This is a genomic window from Sphingomonas sp. KRR8 (assembly GCF_023559245.1).
Lineage (GTDB): Bacteria > Pseudomonadota > Alphaproteobacteria > Sphingomonadales > Sphingomonadaceae > Sphingomicrobium.
In genome coordinates, this window is record NZ_CP097462.1 from 1,059,615 (window position 1) to 1,079,618 (window position 20,004).

Genomic DNA, 20,004 nt, shown 5'->3' on the forward strand with positions numbered 1-20,004 from the left:
TCAGGTCAGTGCTCCGAACACGCGCTCGATCTTCTCCTTGAGCGCGGCGGGCGCGAAGGGCTTCACCAGGTAGTTGTTGACGCCCAGGGCAGCGGCCTTCTGCACGACCTCGCGGTCGGCGGACCCCGTCAGCATGATGAAGACGGTCTTGCCAATGATCACGTCCTGGCGAACGGCTTCGAGCAACTGCAGCCCGTCCATCTCGGGCATGTTGAAATCGGAGATGATCAGATGGACGCGATCCTGACGAACGTCGGCCAGCGCCTCGCGCGGACAACCCTTGTCGCGCACGTGGACGAACCCAAAGTCCTGCAGCGCGCGTCGGATCATGGCGCGCATGCTGGCTTGGTCATCGACGATCATCACCTTGATGGCGGCGGCAGCCGGCATGGTCAGGCGTCCTTTCGGGGGGCGCAGGTGCGCATCACTGCGTCAGCCATGCGCTCGATGGGGATGGATTGTTCAACCGCGCCGAGTTCGACGGCGGCGCGCGGCATGCCGTAGACGACGCAGCTCTCGGCCGACTGGGCCAGCGTTCTTGCACCGGCCTGGCGCAACGCCAGCAGGCCTGCCGCACCGTCCTGGCCCATTCCGGTAAGCAGCACGCCGGTGGTCCGGTTGGCGACCGGAAGAAACGAGCAGAAAAGCTCGTCCACCGCAGGCCGATGACCACCGACCAGCTCACCCGGAGCAATCCGAATTGATGGAGCAGCGCCCGTGTTCAGCCGCATGTGGCATTCGCCGCCCGGTGCGACATAGACCCTCCCCGGCAGCACGGCATCGCCGTCACGAGCCTCGACAACCTTGACCGCGGCCTCTGCATCGAGCCTTGCGGCGAAGTTGGCGGTGAAGCCCGCCGGCATGTGCTGAACCACTAGCACCGGAGGGCTGTCCGCCGGCAGTGAACCAAGAAAGGCGAACAGCGCTTCGACCCCTCCCGTGGACGCCCCTACGGCGATCAGCCGATCGGCACAGGCGCCTCCCCTGGCCGCCGCCGGCGTGCGCGGGAGCGGTCCTGGGCGGACCCTTGAACCAGCGGCGGTCCGGACACAGGCACGAAGCCGATCGCCTTCCCGCTCCATTTCCGCCGCCGTGCCCGACGGCTTGCACACGCAGTCGACAGCACCGAGGCGCAGCGCCTCGATCGTCACTTCGGCGCCGCGCGCGGTCAGCGTCGAGCACATGATGACCGGCATCGGACGAAGCCGCATGATCCGCTCGAGGAAGGAAAGTCCATCCATTCCCGGCATCTCGACGTCGAGTGTCACGACGTCCGGATCGAGGGTCTTGATCAGCTCACGCGCAACGAGGGGCTCCGGCGCGGAACCGACCACCGTGATGTCGCCGTCAGCCTGCAAGATCCGGGTCAGCACGGCACGCATGGCGGCGCTGTCGTCCACCACCAGGGTGCGGATGGCGGCGCTCATGGCAACGTGCCCGGCTTGCGGTAGATGGTATGGCCCATCGACTCCATCTGCGCCTCGGCTTCGCCGCCAAGCCGCTCCGAATGGCCGATGTACAGGAAGCCGCCCGGCTGCAGCTGCTGCACCAGTCGCAGCTCCAGTTCGCGTTTGGCGGGGTCATCGAAGTAGATCATGACGTTGCGACAGAAGATGACATCGAACTTGCGCGTCATCGGCCAGGCATCGAACAGGTTCAGCATGCGCGCATGCACCCGCTCCACAAGGAACGGCGAGATGGTCGCCCCACCCTCGTCGCGCTTCAGCCAGGCCGAAGCGTAATCCGCCGGGACTGCCGCAACCGTCTCCCGCGAATAGCGTGCGGCGGCCGTTGCCGTGACCATCGGCGCTGACACGTCGCTTGCTAGCAGGCGAACATCCCGGTTCGCCAACCATTCCCCGGCGGGCCGCGAGGAGCCGGCAAGGCACATGGCCAGGCTGTACACTTCCTCCCCGCTGGAGGAGCCGGCCGACCACAGCCGCACCGAGCGGCGTCCAGCCGCTTGCTGCAACATCGGGCGCACGTCCGCGGTGAAATGATCGAAGTGATGCCGCTCGCGGAAGAAGTGCGTGTGGTTGGTCGTGAGGGCGGTCACCATCGCACGGCGCTCGTCTGCGTCCTCCTGCACCAGGCGGACATAAGCGCCGAAGTCACCCAGGCCGTGCTGCCTCAGCCGCCGCCCCAGCCGCGACTGGACCAGTGTCCGCTTTACAGGCGAAAGGGCGATCCGCGCTTCGTCGCGCAATATTCCCGCAAGAATGCGGAAGTCGCGCTCACCCAGCTCCGCGTCACCTGCGAGCGCGTTGATCATGCGGCAAGGTCGAGCTGGCGGGTGACGCCCAGCACTTCCAGGTCAAGCAAGGAGACCATCGTGCCCTGCTCACCCGATCCGCGCGTCACCAGATGGATTAGGCCGGCAATGACGCCCGGCTCCGCCAGCTCGATCTCGGGCGCTGGCTGCATCTGCGCCGGGTCAATCGAGACGATGTCGTTGACCTCGTCGACAAGGAAGCCCGCCTGCTTGCCGCCAAGCACCACGACCAGGATGCAGCTGCGACCGTGAACCTGGGTCGGCTTCCACCCAAGCCGTTCGCTCAGGTCGACGATCGGGATCACGGTGCCCCGAAGGTTGGCGACGCCGCGGATGAACAGCGGAACACCCGGGAGCGGCGTCGGCGCCTCCCATTCGCGGATCTCGATAAGCACGGACATGTCGATTCCGAACATCTTCTCGCCCAGTGAGAAGGTGACGATCTTGCGTTCGCTGATCTCACTCATGCTGCCATTCCTTTCTGAAGGCGGGACGCCGGGCCCGAAGCCGTGACGATGGCGTCGATGTCGAGGATGAGGGCGATGGAACCGTCACCGAGCACGGTCGCACCACCAAGGCCGCGAACGGGATAAAGGTTCTGGTCGAGGCTCTTGATGACGACCTCGCGCCGGTCCTCGATGGTGTCGACCATCAGTCCGATCGCCCCCACGCTGTCGGTCTCGACGACGATCACCAGGCTGTCTTCCGGCGCCCGCTCCTCACCGCGCAGGTTGAAGAAGCGGTTGAGGCGGCGAACAGGCAGAAAGGAGCCGCGCAGCTCCAGCACCTCGGAACCGGGGCTGAGTGCCTGCAATTGTCCCGGCTCCGGCTGGACGCTCTCGATCACCGACCCGAGCGGCAGGACGTAACGATGGCCGCTCAAGCGGACGACCATCCCGTCGAGAATCGCCAGCGTCAGCGGCAGGATCATGGTGAAGCTGGTGCCCTGCCCAGGGACCGAACTGATCTCCACCCGACCACCAAGCTGCTCGATGTTGGAGCGGACCACGTCCATTCCGACACCGCGCCCGGAGATATTGCTGATCGTCTCGGCCGTCGAGAAGCCAGGCGCACAGATCAGCTGATCGATGTCTTCGTCCGTCAGTTCGGCGGTCGCCGAGACAATGCCCTTGTCGATCGCCTTGGCGAGCACTCGCACGCGGTCGATGCCGCCGCCGTCGTCGGTAACGCGGACGATGATCCGTCCGCCTTTCTGCTCGGCCAAGAGAAAGATGGTGCCCTGAGCGTCCTTGCCCGCCGCAAGGCGGCGCTCGCTGCTCTCGATGCCGTGGTCGGCAGCATTGCGGATCATGTGGGTCAGCGGATCGCCGATCCGTTCGATCACGCGCTTGTCGACCTCGGTCTGCTCGCCGCTGATCTCGAGCCGGATCGACTTGCCAGTCTCCGCCTCGAGGTCGCGGAGCATTCTCGGCACGCGGTTGAAGGCCTGAGCAATCGGCTGGGCACGAAGGCCCATGACGCCGTCCTGGATCTGACGCGTCAGCCTCAGCAGTTGCGGAAGCTCGACCTTCTCCTGATCGGCCTGAGCAAGCCGATCGGCCAAGACCGAATTGCGGATGACAAGCTCGCCAACCAGGTTGAGCAAGTGATCGAGGCGGGCGAGGTCGACCCGCACGCTCATGGCCTCTGCCTTGGGTGCGACCTTCTCGCTCGCGTTCGGCGACGCCGCGGGCCCGACCGGCGCAGGCGTGGGCACGAGCGGAACCTCCACGGCGTCCGTCGCGGGCGAGGGTTCCGGCGTGGAAGGTCTCCTGATGCGTTCGATCTCGATGACACTGTCAGGCGGAATGAAATCAAAGCACTCGCGGATTTCATCCTCGCCTAGCGTGCCCGGCAAGATCATCTGCCAACCCAGGTAAGAATCGGCCGGATCCAGCAGCTCGATCGACGGCAATCTGTCGTCGAGCACCCGATCGACCCGGCCGCCGAGGCGTTCCAGCTCACGCACGACCAGCAAAGGCTCGGCTCCGTTGGCCATGGCCGCCCGCGACGGACGGAAGTGGACCGACCAGCCACCATCGTCGGACTCCTCGGGCGGCCCGAAGTCGTCCAGGCTGACCAGCACTGGCTCGAAGCCGAAAGGGTCATCGTCGGTCGGGACCGGATCGTTCGGGGCCGGATCAATCTCGCCAGCACCGCCACCAGCAAGCAATCGGTCGAGCTCGTCGCGCATGGGTCCGTCGGCAGGCGGCGCTGCCTCACCCCGCGCGGCCAGCACATGGTCCGACAGCACGTCAAACGCCCGAAGCAGCTGCTGCACCAGGGAGCGTGTCGGCGCCATGCGACCGCTGCGCACTTCGTCCAGCACATTTTCGAAGCGATGCGAGAACGCCATCAATGCGCTGTGACCAAACGCTCCCGAGCCGCCCTTGATCGAATGAACCGCGCGGAACACGGCAGCGATGGTCGCGTCGGAGGTGTCGCCCTCGACCATTGCCGACAATCCCGCCTCGGCGGCCGTCAGCCCCTCGGCGCACTCCTCGAAGAATATCGCCTGGATGTCGTCCAGCTCGCTCACGGGCAGACGCGCCGGATGGCGGCGCCCAGCTTGTCGGCATCGAAAGGTTTGGTGATCCAGCCGGTGGCGCCTGCCTCCCGCGCACGGGCCTTTTTCTCATCCGAGAACTCGGTCGACAGGACCAGGATCGGCAACCCGCGATGACGGTCGCCGGCGCGTACCGCTTCGATCAGCTCGAACCCATCCATGCGCGGCATGTTGATGTCGGTGATGATGAGGTCTGGCGTCAGTTCGGACAGGCGCTCAAGACCGTGAATGCCGTCTTCGGCCGTTTCGATGTGATAGCCCTGGGCCGACAGCGATGCCTTCAGGAGCAAGCGCATGCTGGGCGAGTCGTCCACGGTGAGAATGGTCCTGCTCATGCGGCAAGCTCCTTGAGACCAAGCTGTTCGATGCGTTCGCGGAAGGCATCGCTTGCCGCCGTGATGTGAAGACCGGCCCGGGACCGTGCCGCGGCAAGCAGCAGCTGGAGCATGGCCTGTCCGATCGTGGACACCTCGCCCGCGTCGATGCTGACGATGCCAGAAGCCGCAGCCGCCTGGACCTGCGGTAGCAACGCCTCGGCTGCAGCCAGATTGCCGTTGGCTGGGAGAACCAGCGGCTCAAGCGGGGACAGCGGCGAGCTCATGCTTGGCCTCCTGAAGGGCTTCTTCGAGTTGCTGGAAACTGGGGGCGTGGAGCGACGGCGTTTGGCGCCGGGCAAGCTCAACCGCGACCTGCACGGCGACACCCTGGGCGTAAGCGACGATGGCCGTCTTCACGATGGTGTAGCAGCGGCTGTCCTCGCCGATGGTCTCACCAAGCTTGGACGCAAGCGGTCCCACCACGCAGTAGCTGAGAAGCACGCCCAGAAAGGTCCCGACCAGCGCGCCGCCGATCATCGCGCCGAGCACCTCCGTCGGCTGGTCGATGGACGCCATGGTCTTGATGACACCAAGCACGGCCGCGACGATGCCAATGGCGGGCAGTCCGTCGGCCATGCTCTGCAGCGCATGGTGGGGCAGGTGTTCCTCGGCATGGTGCCGCTCGATATCCGCGTCCATCGCTTCCGAGATCTGGTTCGGATCATCGAAGCTGACGGTCATCATCCGCAGGTAATCACAGGTGAATTCCACCAGGTGATGGTCCGCAAGCACCTTGGCATGGCGCGAGAAGATGCTGCTCTCCTCCGGTGCATCGAGATGCGGCTCGATCCCCGTTGCGCCGCCCTTCTTGAAGGTGGTGAGCAGCGCGAACATGAGTGTCAGCAACTCGCGATAGGTATCGTTCTTCCACTTGGGGCCCTTGAAGGCGCGAAGCAGTCCTTTGCCCGCCAGCTTGACCGTCGGAAGGGAGTTGCTGACCACGAAGGCGCCGATTGACGCGCCGAGGATCGCCACCAGTTCATGGGGCAACGCCTCGATGATCACGCCAAGCTTGCCGCCCGACACGATGAAGCTGCCGAAAACGCAGCCCAGAATGATCAGAAAACCAACGCCATTGAGCACGGTATTGCCCGCTCCTAATCCCACGCCCTCCGATTATAGGTGCCCCGCAAGGCCGCCCGTGTGCGTCGGCCCAAATTCGTCCCGTGCCGGCCCGACAAAGCCGCATTGTCTATGATGAGCCCGAAGCAATGGAGGACGCATGTCGCTTGCCGCCTATCAGCGCGCTCACCGCGCGGCCGAACATCCCCGCTCGATGGAGTACCGGCTGATCGCGGAGATCAGCCGTGAGATTGAGCAGGCCTGGCAGGCGGGCTGGCGAGGGGCGCGGCTCATGCCAGCGCTGCACCGCAACCGCGAGATGTGGTCCACCTTCTCGGCCGCTTGTGGAGCGGCGGACAACGCCCTTCCGACAGACCTGCGGGCAAGCATCGTTTCGCTTGCCTTATGGGTCGACCGCCACACCAGCGCCGTGGTGACCGGGCGGGAATCAGTCGACCCCTTGCTGGACGTCAACCGCCTGCTGATGGATGGACTTTCCGGGACCGCCGACGCTCGCGCCGCCTGAGGCAGCGGCATTGCCTGCTCAAACCTCAGGCAGCTCGTCGCAAAAGTGTAAGTCACTGCCTGAACGACGTCTTTTCTGACCGCACTGGAAACCTTTGCGAAACGAAGATGCCCTTACGCTTGCCGCTCGCAGCGGAGCCTTTTTGCGTGGATCACGGCCAAGTCGACACGACGATATACTCGCTGAACGCGGAGCCGCCCCGTCAGCCCTCGGCGGGCGCCGATCGCCGCGACAGTGAGCGCCACCTTACGCTGTTCCGCGTCGGTGCGATGGTGATCGACGGACGCCGCGAACTTTGCCTGATCAAGAACATCTCCGCCGGTGGCATGATGCTTCGCGTGTACTGCACGATGGAAGAAGGCGTGCCGGTCGAAGTGGAGCTCAAGACCGGTCAGCCGCTGCTCGGCCGGGTGAGCTGGGTGCGCGATCATCAAGTCGGCATCGCCTTCGCGGCGCCCGTGGATGTGATCGCCATTCTCGCCAGCGACGAAGCTGGGCCCCGGCCACGAATGCCGCGGATCGAGGTCAGAACCTCCGCTTATGTGCGGGATGGCGCTTCGATCTTTCGCCTGCACTGCACGGACATCAGCCAGGGCGGCATCAAGGTCGACACCCCGACGACGCTGATCCCGGACTCCGATGTGGTCGTGACGCTCCCCGGCCTCGCGCCGCAGGCAGCGGTGGTTCGCTGGGCGACGCAATCGTCGGCCGGGATCTCGTTCAACACGCCGCTGTCGCTGGCCGAGCTGGTCGACTGGCTCCGCGTGCAGCGCGACGCCGCGCGCGCGGCCTGAAAAGACTTCTACTCGCCCGGGCGGTCGAAAGACGCCCGGTAACCCCAGGCACTCATCGCATCCCGATCCGTGTCGGTGAATCGAGTGCTGAGGCCCGGCCGACGGAACTCCGGGAGTACCCGAGGCTTTGGCGTCGGGATGTGGCGAAGCACAGCCTCTGGCGATAACGCGGTGTTGAACGACAGCCCCGCACGACCCCCGCGAACCCAGATGATCCGCGCCGGAACGCTCAGCTCCTGGCGGCGGAAGACGACCTCGGCCCCTTCGACGGGCAGATTGTCGGCTTCGACCAGCGCCCCTTCGGCCGAAAGATTGCGCAGCTTGACCGGAACCGCCACTCCCGACAGCTCCAGAGCAGCGCTCATGAGCACTTGGGATCGGCGTTGCCGGCGGTTCTGCACGGTCTGGCTTTCGTCCATAACCCGCTCTCGTATCCACCACAGGTAAAACTTCGTTTAACGCTGATGACGCGCTTCACCCCTCTCCTGCTTGGCACCGCTTTGCTGCTGGTGATCGTGGTCGCCGGGCTGATTGGCGGGCCGCACTTCGCCTACGACCTGCGGACCGACATGTGGTTCATCGGCTGGCGCGCGGAGCATGTGCAGCTGACCCGCGCCATTCTCGCTTTCACCCAGCTCGGTGGCTCGGTCGTGCTGGTGCCACTCGTCCTGGTCGTCACGGCGTGGCTCTGGCTGCGCGGCGACCGGCGAACTGCGCTTCTGTTCTTCGGCACCACCATGAGCGGTCGCGCCATGATCGAGCTCATCAAGTGGCTCGTTGATCGCCCTCGGCCGAGTTTCGACCCCTATCCGGTTATCGTCTCGGTGCAGAGCTTCCCCAGCGGTCACGCTGGAAACTCCACCCTGACCTATGTCTCACTCGCGGTCTTCGCCGTTCCGGCGAGATGGCGGCGAGCGGCGCTTCCAGCAGCCCTGGCGCTGGCGGTGGCGATCGGCTGCACCCGCCCCATTCTGGGTGTCCATTGGCCGAGTGACGTCCTCGCCGGCTGGTGCTTCGGCCTGCTCTGGATCCTGCTGTGGTGGCGGTTCAGCCGGCCCGGCGAAACAGCAGCATCCGGTTATTGGCCGGCATCGCTCGCTGCTGGGCAAGACTGAAACCCGCCTCGCGCGCAGCGGCGGCAAAGGTCGCGACATCGCGGATCCCAAAACGCGGGTCACGCGCCTTGAGCTGTGCCTCGAAGTCGTGATTGGATCGGGCCAGCGGCTCGCCCGGAACCCGCCACGGCCCGTAGAAGATCAGCGGCCCGCCGGGCTCCAACACGTCCGCGGCGCCCGCCAGCAAGCCCAGGCTCGCCTCCCACGGACTGATATGGACAAGGTTGATGGCCATCACCGCCTCGGCCTTCGACACCGGCCAAGGCCGCTCGGTGACGTCAAGCCGCAGGGGTGCCAGGAGGTTCGCCGAGCCCTCTTCCTCACGCCAGGTCGTGATCGAGCCAAGCGCTGACGGGTCGGGGTCGGTTGGCTGCCACACCAGCTTGGGAAAGCGGCGGGCAAAGGCGATCGCATGCTCGCCGCTGCCGCTGGCGATTTCCAGCACCAGGCCGAATTGCGGCAGCCAATCGGCAAGCACGTCGCCGATTGGCCCGACGTTCCGGGCCGCTGCTGGCGAGTGCAGCTTCACGTCATGCCCGCGCCGCGCGCCGGGCCCGCCGCTCCCGAATGAGGAGCCAGAGAGCCAGGCCAAGCGGACCAGCGAGAAAGGTCAGCAACAGCACGGGCGCTTGGACCACGCGCGAAAAGCCCTTGTTGTCGGCATCGCGACCAATCCACAGCCCGACAAAAAGATCGAAGGCAAGGTAATGAGTCCACCCCATCACCACGCCTGCGTCGCTGCCGAACAGTCGGCGAATCCCGCTGATGCTGTAATCACTAAGGTCGGCGGGCGGCTGCCCCGCGACCTGCCCTGGATCGGCCCAGTGTCCGATCAACAGAACGAATATCGCCGCGTAGCTAAGGCACAAAAGTCCGACGCCCGCATACAAGATGAGCGAATGAACGATCGGCCGGCGCGGCAGCAGGATCAGAGCGGCCCAGCCGAGCAGCGCCACGAGGTTGATGAAGGTCCAGGCTCCAGCCCAGCTCACGCGGGCTCCGGTCCCTCGCTTAGCCTCACTGCCCGCCGACCTCGTTCCGGCCGCTGATCTTGTCGGCGTCGGGCGCTGGTGTGCGCCAGGCGACGATCGGCTTGCGCGCCGCCAACGTCTCGTCGAGGCGGCGGCGCGGCGCATGCGCCGGTGCCGACTTGAGGCTTTCGTCCCCTGCCCGCGCGCGTTCGGCGACGTGGCGAAGCGCGCCGATGAACTGGTCGAGCGCCGCCTTGCTCTCGGTCTCGGTGGGTTCGACCAGCATCGCGCCATGCACCACCAGCGGGAAGTACATGGTCATCGGGTGAAATCCTTCGTCGATCAGCCCCTTGGCAAGATCGAGCGTCGTCAGCCCGCCGCCGAACCCCTTATCGGAGAAGATCGCCTCATGCATGCACGGGCCGGAGTGGGCGAAGGGCGCATCCAGCACGTCCTCGCAGCTGCGCAGCACGTAATTGGCGTTCAGGACGGCATCTTCCGCCACCTGCTTAAGCCCGTCCGCACCGTGGCTGAGGATGTAGGTGAGCGCGCGCGTGAACATGCCCATCTGGCCGTGGAAGGCGGTCATCCGGCCAAAGCTCTGCATTGAACCGCCAAAGTTCTCGTTCGAGAACTCCTCGGCCTGCTCCTCCTCGATCAGGTGGACCACGCCATCCTTGGTCCGCGCCGTGTAGGGCAGCGGTCCGAAGGGCGAGAGCGCTTCGGACAGGACTACCGGGCCCGAGCCGGGTCCGCCGCCGCCATGCGGTGTCGAGAATGTCTTGTGCAGGTTGATGTGCATGGCGTCGACGCCAAGGTCGCCCGGGCGGACCTTGCCGACGATCGCGTTGAAGTTGGCGCCATCGCAGTAAACGAAACCACCGGCGGCATGCACCGCGTCGCTGATCTCCTTCATCTGCGGTTCGAACAGGCCACAGGTGTTGGGATTGGTGATCATCAAGGCGGCCACATCTGGCCCCAGCCGCGCCTTGAGCGCTTCCAGGTCGACCCGGCCGTCCGCGTTGGCGGGAATGTTCTCCACCGCATAGCCGGCGAATGCGGCGGTTGCCGGGTTCGTGCCGTGGGCGCTCTCAGGCACCAGCACCACCGATCGCGCATCACCGCGCGCCTCAAGCGCGGCGCGGATGCAGAGAATGCCGCACAATTCGCCGTGCGCGCCCGCCTTGGGGCTCATCGCGACCCCGTGCATGCCGGTTAGGTCGATCAGCCAGAAGGCCAGCTCGTTGATCAGCTCCAGCGCGCCCTGAACCGTCTCGCGCGGCTGCAGGGGATGGATGTCGGCAAAGCCGGGCAGCCGCGCCATCTTCTCATTGAGCCGCGGGTTGTGCTTCATCGTGCATGAACCGAGCGGAAAGAAGCCAAGATCGATGCCATAGTTCTGCCGGGACAGGCGCGTGTAATGCCGTACCGCCTCCGGTTCGCTCAGGCCCGGCAAGCCAATCGGTGCCGACCGCGTCAGAGCGCCGATACGCGCTGTCACCTGCGGCACGTCGGCGAAGTCGACGCCCGTGGTCTCGCCCCCATCGATCTCGAAGATCAGCGGCTCTTCCAGCATCAGCGCACGATTGCCGGTCACGGTACCGGTGTCGCCCGGACCCTTGACCGGTGCCGCCGGCTTCCAGCCGCTCTGGTTGATCGTCACGCCACCACCTCCTTGAGCGCACCTTCCAGCGCGTCGATGTCCGCGTCGGTCACCGTTTCGGTCACCGCCACCACCAGTCCGTTCTTGAGGCCCTCGGCCCCCGGATAGAGCCGGCCGAGCGACACCCCGCCGAGCACGCCCTGCTCCACCATCCGGTGCACCGCCGGCCGAGCCTCGACCGGAAGCTCCAGCGTGAACTCGTTGAAGAAGCTGTTATTCACCAGGCCTACCCCAGGGATTGCCCCCAGCCGCTCCGCCACTTGCACCGCCCGCGCGTGGTTGAGCTCGGCCAACTGCCGCAGTCCCTTCTCCCCGAGCAGGGTAAGGTGGATCGAGAAGGCCAGCGCACAAAGGCCCGAGTTGGTGCAGATATTGCTGGTCGCCTTCTCGCGGCGAATATGTTGCTCCCGGGTCGACAGGGTCAGCACAAAACCGCGCTTGCCCTCTGCGTCCACCGTCTCGCCGGCCAGCCGCCCCGGCATCTGCCGGATGTGCTTCTCGCGGCAGGCGAACAGGCCGACATAAGGTCCGCCGAACTGCAGCCCGACGCCGATCGACTGCCCTTCCCCGACCACGATGTCGGCGCCCATTTCACCCGGCGCCTTGATCAGTCCCAGCGCCACCGGCTCCGTCACCACCGCGATCAGCAGCGCGCCCTTGGCGTGCGCCGCGTCCGCCAGCGGCGTCAGGTCGGCGATGCGCCCAAGGATGTCGGGATACTGCACCACGACCGCGCTGGTCTCATCGTTGATTTCGCCGATCAGCCGCTGGAGATCGGTCTCTGCGTCGAGTGTCGGGACCGACGTCGTCAGCGAATCACCGGTGAACTTCGCCATCGTCTTGCAGACGGCCACATAGTGCGGATGCAGACCGTCACTCAGCAGCGCCTTGGTCCGCCGGGTGATCCGGCGCGCCATTCCGATCGCTTCCCAGCAGGCGGTCGAGCCATCGTACATGGAGGCGTTCGCCACCTCGCAGCCGGTCAGCTTGGCGACCTGGGTCTGGAACTCGAACAGGACCTGCAGCGTGCCCTGTGCGATCTCTGGCTGATAGGGCGTGTAGGCAGTCAGGAACTCGCCGCGCTGGATCAGGTGGTCGACGCTGGCCGGAACATGGTGCTTGTAGGCGCCACAGCCGAGAAAAAAGGGCGCACTGCCGGCGGGCACGTTCTTGGCGGCGAGTGCGGTGAGATGCCGCTCCACCGCCATCTCGGACGCGTGCATCGGCAGCCCGGCAATCGGCCCCGACTGACGCGCTTTCTCGGGCACATCTCGGAACAGGTCGTCAATCGTCTCGGCGCCAATCACGTCGAGCATCTGACGCCGGTCGGCGTCAGACAAAGGCAGGTAACGCATCAGTCGGCTTTCCTGAGGAGAAAACGAAGTCGGACGTAATCGGCATTATCGCTGCCCACGCGCGCCGCAACGGCTCGCGCAAGGTCGGCGCGCTCGTCCTGTGGCACGCCGGCGCGGTCGAGCCAGCCTGCCCGAAAGACGGTGACCCAGCCTTCGACGCCATGCTCCAGCGCAGTAGGTCGCGGGATAAGTTGAACCGAATAGGCCCTGAACCCCGCAGGCTCATAAACGGCCAGGAATTCAGCTGTGGTGGGATACCAGTTCGCGGCCTCAACCGGCGGACGGTAGCCGCGTGACAACAGCTCCTCGTCGAGAGCAGTCCGCAGCCGTTGGAGGTTGCCCGCCCCGCCGAATTCACCGGCGAACCGGCCCTCCGGCCTGAGCGCCCGAGCTAGCCCTGACGCCACTTCGTCCTTGTCGAGCATCCAGTGCAAGGACGCATTGGAGAAAGCAGCGTCGAATTCCGCCTTGAACGGCAAGTCGGCAGCGTCCACCACGCGTGCGTCCAGCCCCCGTGCAATCGCCGCGGCCACCATGCTCTCACTCTTGTCGACGCCGACCACCTCGGCGCCTGCCGCGATGATCTGCTCCGTGAGCGCTCCGTCGCCGCAGCCGACATCAAGGATCCGCTCACCGGGCCTCGGGTCGAGCAGGCGCAGGGCGGCGCCCCCAAGCGCCGGGACATAGCTCCCGACCCTGGCATAAGCCGCCGCGTCCCAGCTGCTAGTCGAGGCAGCCGCCTCGCTCAAAGCTTGGCGGACCAGTCGCGGTAAGCGCCCTCGTCCATTAGGCCGTCGAGCTCCGAAGGGTCGGACAGCTTGAGCTTGAAGAACCAGCCCTCGCCTTCCGGATCGGTGTTGATCAGCGCCGGTTCGTCCGCGATCGCGCCATTGGCCTCGACCACTTCGCCGCTGACCGGCGCATAGACGTCGCTGGCGGCCTTGACCGATTCGACCACCGCGGCCTCTTCGCCCTTGCGGACCTGGCGGCCGACCTGCGGCGCTTCGGCAAAGACGATGTCGCCCAGCGCCTGCTGCGCATGCTGGGAGATGCCGACCGTGGCCGTGTCACCCTCGACTCGGACCCACTCATGTTCCTTGGTGAAATAGAGGCTCACTTCTGCGCTCCCTTGCGGACGTAATTGTGGGGGACGAACGGCATGGCCGCGACCTCGGCCGCGAACAACTTGCCGCGCTGCTCCAGCGTCAGGCGAGTGCCGGGCTCACTCAAGCCCGCGGCGACGTAGGCCATGCCGATCGGCTTGCTCAGTGATGGCGAGAAGCCCCCGCTGGTGACCTTGCCGACCTCATTGCCCTCGCTGTCGATCACCCGCGCACCCTCGCGCACCGGCTGCCGGCCTTCGACGGCGAAGCCGACGCGCCGCTGCACCGGGCCCCCGCGCAGCTCAGCCAGGATGCGCTCGGCGCCGGCGAACCCGCCTTCCTCGCGGCGGCGCTTGTTGATGGCGAACGTCAGGTCGGCGGCAACCGGCGTGACCCGCTCGTCGAGGTCATGGCCATAGAGCGGCAGCCCAGCCTCGAGCCGAAGCGAATCCCGTGCCCCAAGGCCGATCGGCTTGACCAGCGGATCGGCAAGCAGCGCTTCGGCAACCTCTTCCGCAGACGTGCCGGGCAGCGAAATCTCGAACCCGTCCTCGCCGGTATATCCCGAGCGACTGATCCAGGCGTCGACGCCGTTGATGCTGAACCGACCGGCCTGCATGAAGACCAGCCCGGCAACACCAGGCGCCAGCTTTTCGAGCACGTCCACGGCCTTCGGCCCCTGAAGCGCGAGCAGCGCTCGCTCTTCCAGATAGTCGATGGTCAGGCTGGGCAGCTTTTCACGCAGATAGGCGATGTCGCCATGCTTGGTGGCTCCATTCACCACCACGTAGAAGCCCTCGCCCTGCCGCGTGGCCATCAGGTCGTCCACAATCCCGCCGGCATCGTTCAGCAGCAGGGAATAACGCAGCCGCCCATCACCCAAGGCCTTGAGCTCGCCCGGCAGCAGGGTCTCCAGAGCCGCATCGACGCCGTCGCCGGAGATCAGCAGCTGGCCCATGTGGCTGACGTCGAACAGGCCGGCACTCTGCCGAACCCACAGATGCTCGGCCATGATGCCTTCATACTGCACCGGCATCCCATAGCCCGCGAAGGGCACCATCCGGCCACCGCGTTCGCGGTGCCAGCGGTCAAGCGGAAGGGTCAGGACATCATCGGTCATCGGTCAGGCAAGCTCCACGTTCGTGCGAGCGCCGCCACGGCACCCGATGAAACACGAACCCCCGTCTGTCGCTTGCAACCTGAGAGCTTTCCCCGCCGTCGCTGACGCAGCGGCGGGTTACCCCTTCGGCGGCCCCGATTGCTCGGCGGCACTTTCCAGACGTCCTGGCCCCGCGCGGTCCTTTTGCCTGAGAGATTCCGGGGGCGGTTGCTCCTTCGGCGTCGGCGTCACCGCCAAACTCTCCCGCGCGAGCCCTCCCGCCGGCACGCCGACGGGAAGACGTGCCTGCCTTGGCGAGACGCCTTTCCCGAGTCAACGCGCCTTGCGGCCTGCTGGTGAGATAATCGCCCTGCTTAGCGGGTCGCGTTGTAGCGCAGCTGCTGGTCGGTCAGTTGGAAGCCGACCAGATGCTCGAAGGTAGAGCGGGCGACCGCGTCGCGAACCTTCGGATTGGCCAGCGGATCGATCGCCGCGTCGGCGTCTCCGGGCTTGCGCTCGCGGGTCAGCTCCTGGACGACGTCGGCCGGCAGGGTCACGGCCGAGCGGGCGATACGAACCGTGGTCTGGCCGCGGCCCTGCGCCCGATAGGACCCTGCCGCGAAGTCGAGCGCGACCGCCCCGACATGCTTGGCGGCGATGGCGCTCCCGCCCTGCACCGCCGCCGAATAGAAGGGCAGAACGACTTGGCGCGCGGCCCCGGCGTCGCGCCGGGTGGCGACCACGTCGAAGGTCACGGTCGACACGACATAGGTCGCATCCTGAGTGCAGGTCCCGCGCAGGTTGGTGATGCTGGCGGAGACGTCGATCGCCCGCGCATCGCTGCTGCCGGCCGGGTTGAACAGGGTGATGTCACCCGTGGCCCCCGGAATGGCGACCTGCGGGCAACCCGTGCGCTTGAGATAAACGCCGCCGGGGACGAGCTGCTTCTGCCCACCGCCGCAAGAGGCAAGGGCAAGCGCTGCGAGGGCGATGGTGACGGTGGCCAGTTTCACGGGGCGATCTCTTTTTCGGTTCGGGTGGTGGTCTCCATAGGAAGCGCCTTTCAACCCCGCAAGCAATCGCCTACATCGCGGCTCCCATGACCCTCCACGATCCGATCTCCGTCCCGCGGCCGCCGCTGCAGGTGATCATCGCCGCCCCGCGCGGCTTCTGCGCGGGCGTCGACCGGGCCATCAAGATCGTCGAACTGGCGCTCGAACGCTACGGCAAGCCGGTCTATGTCCGGCATGAAATCGTCCACAACAAGTTCGTCGTCGACCGGCTGAAGAGCCTCGGCGCCATTTTCGTTGAGGAATTGGACGAGGTGCCGGACGGCCTTCCAGTGGTGTTCTCCGCCCACGGCGTACCCAAGTCCGTGCCCGCTGAGGCGGAGAGCCGTGGCCTCAGCTACCTCGACGCCACCTGCCCGCTGGTCAGCAAGGTGCATCGGCAGGCGCAGCGGATGATCGAGGCAGGGCGGCACATCATCTTCATCGGCCATGCCGGCCATCCCGAAGTGATCGGCACCCTTGGTCAGGTGCCGTTCGGATCCATCACGCTGGTCGAGACGGTCGCCGACGTCGTCAACCTTGAGGTGCCCGATCCCACAAACCTCGCTTTCCTGACCCAGACGACTCTCAGCGTGGACGATACGGCGCACATCGTGGCCGCCCTTCAGCAGCGCTTTCCCGAGATACGGGGGCCGCGTGGGGAAGACATCTGCTACGCGACTTCCAATCGCCAGTCGGCCGTTAAGGCGATCGCCGCCAAGGTCGACAAGATGCTGGTGATCGGTGCGCCTAACAGCAGCAATTCGGTCCGCCTCGTGGAAGTCGCGGAGCGGGAGGGCGTTCCGGCGACCCTCATCCAGCGGGCCACGGAGATTGACTGGAACTGGCTTGGAACCCCCTCCTCCGTCGGGATCACTGCCGGCGCTTCGGCTCCCGAGGTCCTGGTTCAGGAAGTCCTGGAAGCGTTGAGCGAGCACTTCACCCTGCGGGTGGAGGAAGCCGAGCATGTGCCCGAGGGCCTCACCTTCAAGCTGCCGCGCGAACTCGTTGCCTGAGCTCCCCAAGGTCGAACTGTTCACCGACGGCGCCTGCCGGGGCAACCCCGGCCCGGGCGGCTGGGGTGCGCTCCTGCGTTCCGGTACCCAAGAGAAGGAATTGTCGGGCGGCGAACCGCTGACCACCAACAACCGGATGGAGCTTATGGCCGCCATTCGCGGCCTTCAGGCGCTAACCCGTCCGGCTAACGTCGTGCTTCATACGGACAGCATGTACGTCAAGGACGGCATCACCAAATGGGTGCATAACTGGCGTCGGAATGGCTGGCGCACTTCCGACAAGAAGCCGGTCAAGAACGCCGAACTCTGGCAGGAACTCTGCGCCGCCACCGAACTGCACCGGATCGAGTGGAAGTGGGTCAAGGGCCACAACGGCCATCCCGAAAACGAACGGGTCGACCAGCTCGCCTGCGCAGCCGCCGACGCCCAGCGCAAGGCCGGCTAAGAAACCACCAGTTCAGGTGAAGCCTCTCGGCGCACGGCGCGTTGGCGGCTCATGAACGATATTCAACTTCCTGACGGCACGACCCTCCCGGCCCTCGGCCAGGGGACCTGGATGATGGCCGAGAAGGCCTCGCGCCGGGCTGATGAGATCGCCGCGCTTCGGACCGGGATCGACCTCGGCCTGAGGGTGATCGACACCGCCGAAATGTATGGCGACGGTGCGGCTGAGGAACTCGTCGGCGAGGCGATCGAGGGCCGCCGCGACGAGGTCTTCCTCGTCAGCAAGGCCTATCCGCAGAACGCCTCTGCAAGCCGCCTTCCACGCGCCTGCGAAGCAAGCCTCAGGCGGCTCGGCACGGACCGGCTCGACCTTTACCTGCTCCACTGGCGCGGAAGCGTGCCGCTGGCCGAGACGGTGGAGGCGATGGAAGCGCTGGTGAAGGACGGCAAGATCCTCCGGTGGGGCGTCAGCAATCTCGACATGGACGACATGGAGGAGCTGATCGCATCCGGCGGCAAGTCCTGCGCTACCGACCAGATCCTCTACAATCTCACCCGGCGCGGACCGGAGCTGGACCTCATCCCCTGGCTTCGGCAGCGGCGCATTCCGGTGATGGCCTACAGCCCCGTCGAGCAGGGACGGCTCCTGCGCCATTCCGAATTGGCCGCCATCGCCGCCGAAGCTGAAGCAACGCCGGCACAGCTGGCACTGGCATGGCTGCTGGCACAACCCGGCGTGCTGCCGATCCCCAAGGCATCCACTATCGCGCACGTGCGCGAGAATCGCGCCGCCGCCGATCTGACCCTCGGTCAGGACGTCTTGCGCCAACTCGACGACGTCTTCCGCCCGCGCCAGCCGCAGGCGCTGGAGATGCTTTAGGCTGAAGGCTGTCCGGCCCGCAGCTCTTCCCAGCGGCGAGGTCGATATCTCTGCACATCAAGCCCGTCGAATTGCGCCGGGGGCGGTTCCCCCAGGATCGCAGCCGCGCCAAGCGCCGACATGGCCGGCGCTGTCTGGAATCCCCATCCGCCCTGCCCGGCACTCCAGTTGAAGCCTGGTGCGGTCGGATCTTCCCCAATGGCGAGCAGGAAGTGCTGGTAGAAGGTCCTCAGCCCCGCCCAGCGCCGCTCCACCGCTTCGATCGGCCAGTCCACCGTGCGCTGAAAGCGATCAATGGCGATCGCCACATCCTCTTCCTCCGCCGCCACGTCGCGCGGCTCGTCGGGAGTCTGGTCCGTCGGTGACAGCCAGATCCGGTTGTCGCCCTCGCCCTTGAAATAGAAACCATCAGTCCAGCTGCTGTAGTCGATCAGCGGCAGGTCCCTTAGTCCGGTCCTGCCCAGCCGCAGCTGCACCACCGTCCGCCGCTTGGGCTCGAGGCCGAGCGGCGCCACCCCGCACCGCTCCGCCACCCGGTCGGCCCAGGCGCCCGCTGCATTGACCAGCCGGGCAGCCCGCAGCTCGCCGGCGCTGGTCGTCACCACCCACTCGCCCCCGCGCCGTTCGGCCCCCGTCAGCGCCGTCCCCGTCAGCACCTGCCCCCCGCCGCGCCGAATCGCGCCCAGGCAGGCGGCGAGGAAGCCGCCCACATCGATGTCCGTGCAACTCGGCTCAGTGTAGGCGGAGGTGAAGCGCGGTGCGATACCCGGGACCAGCCGTTCCAGCTCTTCACGATCGACGATGCGGTAGTTCCGATCAGCGGACTGCAACGCCGCCAGCACATCGCGATAGTCGGTATCCGGGCCCGACAAGTGGATTGCGCCGCGCGGTCTCAGCCAGCTTCGCTCGCCGCTCGGCCAGCCCGCCGTCAGGTCTGCGTGGGAAGCAAGCGACAGCGGCCGGATCAGATCCCCGCCATAGCTCGCCATCCAGAATGCCGCCGAGCGCCCGCTGGCGTGGTAGCCGCACTGCTCTTCCGCTTCGATCAGCCCGAGCTTCAGCTTGCCCGCCAGCCGCGCCCCGAGGCTCGCCCCGGCGATCCCGCCGCCGATGATCAGAACGTCATACTGGTTGCTCACGGAACAGCGGTTACGGTTTGCTAAGCCCACAAGTCTAGGGCTGTATGGCATGATGAACATCACTTTCACCACGGCGCTCTGGGCCGCGCTCAATGCGGCTCTGGCCGGACTGCTGGTGGTGGCCACCGTGACCGACTTTCGTCGCCGGATCATCACCAACCGGCTGAACCTCACGATCGCGGCCCTCGCACCGGTCTACTGGCTGGTGGCGGGATTGCCGCTGTGGCCGGGCGTGCCGGTGCAGGTGGGCATGGCGCTGGTCGTCTTCGGCATCTTCTACATCTTCTTCCATTTCGGCGGCATGGGTGGCGGCGACCTCAAGCTCGCCACCGCGCTCGCTCTGTGGTTCGCACCCAATGAAATGCTTCAGCTGGTGATCATCATGTCCATTGCGGGCGGGATCATCACCATTGCGGCCTGGGCGGACCATCGCCGCGACGGCATCGAAGGCCGCGTCAGGGTGCCGTACGGCATCGCGATCGCGCTTGGCGGATGGCTCATCCTCGCCCAACGATATCTTAACCATTTTGGCTGATTGCTGACGCTGTTTCCGAGGGGGTCCTCGACAGTGGA

25 protein-coding genes and 2 riboswitches are annotated in these 20,004 nt (G+C 66.1%); of the genes, 7 read left to right on the plus strand and 18 right to left on the minus strand.

Going from position 1 to position 20,004, the window contains the following annotated elements; all coding sequences use genetic code 11:
• The 8 genes from M8312_RS05270 to motA are packed head-to-tail and all read right to left on the minus strand — an operon-like array spanning position 1 to position 6,298.
• A complete protein-coding gene (locus tag M8312_RS05270) occupies positions 1 to 390 on the minus strand; it encodes a response regulator (RefSeq protein WP_250119329.1) in 390 nt (129 codons plus the stop codon).
• A gap of 2 nt (positions 391 to 392) precedes the next feature.
• Entirely contained in the window at positions 393 to 1,427 is a 1,035-nt protein-coding gene (locus M8312_RS05275; protein ID WP_250119330.1) for a protein-glutamate methylesterase/protein-glutamine glutaminase, read from the minus strand.
• A complete protein-coding gene (locus M8312_RS05280) occupies positions 1,424 to 2,272 on the minus strand; it encodes a CheR family methyltransferase (RefSeq protein ID WP_250119331.1) in 849 nt (282 codons plus the stop codon). The genes M8312_RS05275 and M8312_RS05280 overlap by 4 nt, the downstream gene beginning before the upstream one ends.
• Positions 2,269 to 2,739, minus strand: a complete 471-nt coding sequence (locus M8312_RS05285) for a chemotaxis protein CheW (protein ID WP_250119332.1) — start codon at positions 2,737 to 2,739, stop codon at positions 2,269 to 2,271. Before M8312_RS05285 ends, M8312_RS05280 begins: the two co-directional genes overlap by 4 nt.
• Complete coding sequence (locus M8312_RS05290; RefSeq protein WP_502957451.1) at positions 2,736 to 4,817, minus strand: chemotaxis protein CheA; 2,082 nt, start codon at positions 4,815 to 4,817, stop codon at positions 2,736 to 2,738. The genes M8312_RS05285 and M8312_RS05290 overlap by 4 nt, the downstream gene beginning before the upstream one ends.
• Positions 4,808 to 5,173 (minus strand): response regulator, encoded by a 366-nt coding sequence (locus M8312_RS05295; RefSeq protein ID WP_250119334.1) that lies wholly within the window; start codon positions 5,171 to 5,173, stop codon positions 4,808 to 4,810. Before M8312_RS05295 ends, M8312_RS05290 begins: the two co-directional genes overlap by 10 nt.
• Complete coding sequence (locus M8312_RS05300) at positions 5,170 to 5,439, minus strand: STAS domain-containing protein (protein ID WP_250119335.1); 270 nt, start codon at positions 5,437 to 5,439, stop codon at positions 5,170 to 5,172. Before M8312_RS05300 ends, M8312_RS05295 begins: the two co-directional genes overlap by 4 nt.
• On the minus strand, positions 5,414 to 6,298 hold the full coding sequence (gene motA, locus M8312_RS05305) for a flagellar motor stator protein MotA (RefSeq protein ID WP_250119336.1): 885 nt from the start codon (positions 6,296 to 6,298) through the stop codon (positions 5,414 to 5,416). The genes M8312_RS05300 and motA overlap by 26 nt, the downstream gene beginning before the upstream one ends.
• 139 nt (positions 6,299 to 6,437) lie before the next feature.
• Here motA and flaF point away from each other — a divergent pair, with 139 nt between their 5' ends.
• Complete coding sequence (flaF, locus tag M8312_RS05310) at positions 6,438 to 6,803, plus strand: flagellar biosynthesis regulator FlaF (protein WP_250119337.1); 366 nt, start codon at positions 6,438 to 6,440, stop codon at positions 6,801 to 6,803.
• 146 nt (positions 6,804 to 6,949) lie between these two features.
• Complete coding sequence (locus M8312_RS05315; RefSeq protein WP_250119338.1) at positions 6,950 to 7,597, plus strand: PilZ domain-containing protein; 648 nt, start codon at positions 6,950 to 6,952, stop codon at positions 7,595 to 7,597.
• Positions 7,598 to 7,605: 8 nt separating this feature from the next.
• Here the strand turns inward: M8312_RS05315 and M8312_RS05320 are convergent, their stop codons facing one another.
• Entirely contained in the window at positions 7,606 to 8,016 is a 411-nt protein-coding gene (locus M8312_RS05320) for a PilZ domain-containing protein (protein ID WP_284070202.1), read from the minus strand.
• 45 nt (positions 8,017 to 8,061) lie between these two features.
• On the opposite strand from M8312_RS05320, the gene M8312_RS05325 reads away from it, so the two are divergent.
• Positions 8,062 to 8,712: a phosphatase PAP2 family protein gene (locus tag M8312_RS05325; RefSeq protein WP_250119340.1), complete on the plus strand. Its 651-nt coding sequence runs from the start codon at positions 8,062 to 8,064 to the stop codon at positions 8,710 to 8,712.
• Here the strand turns inward: M8312_RS05325 and M8312_RS05330 are convergent.
• The 8 genes from M8312_RS05330 to M8312_RS05365 all read right to left on the minus strand — a co-directional run bounded on the left by M8312_RS05330 (position 8,645) and on the right by M8312_RS05365 (position 15,916).
• Complete coding sequence (locus tag M8312_RS05330) at positions 8,645 to 9,241, minus strand: DUF938 domain-containing protein (RefSeq protein ID WP_250119341.1); 597 nt, start codon at positions 9,239 to 9,241, stop codon at positions 8,645 to 8,647. The genes M8312_RS05325 and M8312_RS05330 overlap by 68 nt on opposite strands.
• Position 9,242: 1 nt before the next feature.
• Entirely contained in the window at positions 9,243 to 9,704 is a 462-nt protein-coding gene (locus M8312_RS05335) for an ABA4-like family protein (protein ID WP_250119342.1), read from the minus strand.
• A 25-nt stretch (positions 9,705 to 9,729) separates the two neighbouring features.
• Positions 9,730 to 11,340, minus strand: coding sequence for an aminomethyl-transferring glycine dehydrogenase subunit GcvPB (gcvPB, locus tag M8312_RS05340; protein WP_250119708.1), 1,611 nt, complete (start codon positions 11,338 to 11,340; stop codon positions 9,730 to 9,732).
• A gap of 2 nt (positions 11,341 to 11,342) precedes the next feature.
• Entirely contained in the window at positions 11,343 to 12,701 is a 1,359-nt protein-coding gene (gene gcvPA / locus M8312_RS05345) for an aminomethyl-transferring glycine dehydrogenase subunit GcvPA (protein WP_250119343.1), read from the minus strand.
• On the minus strand, positions 12,701 to 13,450 hold the full coding sequence (locus M8312_RS05350) for a class I SAM-dependent methyltransferase (protein ID WP_250119344.1): 750 nt from the start codon (positions 13,448 to 13,450) through the stop codon (positions 12,701 to 12,703). The genes gcvPA and M8312_RS05350 overlap by 1 nt, the downstream gene beginning before the upstream one ends.
• Positions 13,447 to 13,818 carry a glycine cleavage system protein GcvH gene (gene gcvH, locus M8312_RS05355; RefSeq protein WP_250119345.1) on the minus strand — a complete coding sequence of 124 codons (372 nt, stop codon included), beginning with the start codon at positions 13,816 to 13,818 and terminating at the stop codon, positions 13,447 to 13,449. The genes M8312_RS05350 and gcvH overlap by 4 nt, the downstream gene beginning before the upstream one ends.
• Positions 13,815 to 14,924 (minus strand): glycine cleavage system aminomethyltransferase GcvT, encoded by a 1,110-nt coding sequence (gene gcvT, locus M8312_RS05360; protein ID WP_250119346.1) that lies wholly within the window; start codon positions 14,922 to 14,924, stop codon positions 13,815 to 13,817. The genes gcvH and gcvT overlap by 4 nt, the downstream gene beginning before the upstream one ends.
• A gap of 62 nt (positions 14,925 to 14,986) precedes the next feature.
• Positions 14,987 to 15,086: riboswitch (glycine riboswitch) on the minus strand.
• Positions 15,087 to 15,089: 3 nt separating this feature from the next.
• A riboswitch (glycine riboswitch) is annotated at positions 15,090 to 15,180 on the minus strand.
• A 97-nt stretch (positions 15,181 to 15,277) separates the two neighbouring features.
• Positions 15,278 to 15,916 carry a hypothetical protein gene (locus M8312_RS05365; protein WP_250119347.1) on the minus strand — a complete coding sequence of 213 codons (639 nt, stop codon included), beginning with the start codon at positions 15,914 to 15,916 and terminating at the stop codon, positions 15,278 to 15,280.
• Positions 15,917 to 16,002: 86 nt separating this feature from the next.
• Between M8312_RS05365 and ispH the strand changes: the two genes are divergently transcribed.
• From ispH to M8312_RS05380, 3 genes are read left to right on the plus strand one after another with little or no spacing between them, the layout of a single operon-like run.
• On the plus strand, positions 16,003 to 16,968 hold the full coding sequence (gene ispH, locus M8312_RS05370; protein ID WP_250119348.1) for a 4-hydroxy-3-methylbut-2-enyl diphosphate reductase: 966 nt from the start codon (positions 16,003 to 16,005) through the stop codon (positions 16,966 to 16,968).
• On the plus strand, positions 16,961 to 17,413 hold the full coding sequence (gene rnhA / locus M8312_RS05375) for a ribonuclease HI (RefSeq protein WP_250119349.1): 453 nt from the start codon (positions 16,961 to 16,963) through the stop codon (positions 17,411 to 17,413). Before ispH ends, rnhA begins: the two co-directional genes overlap by 8 nt.
• A 51-nt stretch (positions 17,414 to 17,464) precedes the next feature.
• Positions 17,465 to 18,292, plus strand: a complete 828-nt coding sequence (locus M8312_RS05380) for an aldo/keto reductase (protein ID WP_250119350.1) — start codon at positions 17,465 to 17,467, stop codon at positions 18,290 to 18,292.
• Here M8312_RS05380 and M8312_RS05385 read toward each other — a convergent pair.
• Complete coding sequence (locus M8312_RS05385; RefSeq protein WP_250119351.1) at positions 18,289 to 19,431, minus strand: NAD(P)/FAD-dependent oxidoreductase; 1,143 nt, start codon at positions 19,429 to 19,431, stop codon at positions 18,289 to 18,291. The two genes, M8312_RS05380 and M8312_RS05385, sit on opposite strands and share 4 nt — an antisense overlap.
• Before the next feature lie 49 nt (positions 19,432 to 19,480).
• On the opposite strand from M8312_RS05385, the gene M8312_RS05390 reads away from it, so the two are divergent.
• Positions 19,481 to 19,966, plus strand: coding sequence for an A24 family peptidase (locus M8312_RS05390; protein ID WP_250119352.1), 486 nt, complete (start codon positions 19,481 to 19,483; stop codon positions 19,964 to 19,966).
• Positions 19,967 to 20,004 lie beyond the last annotated feature (38 nt).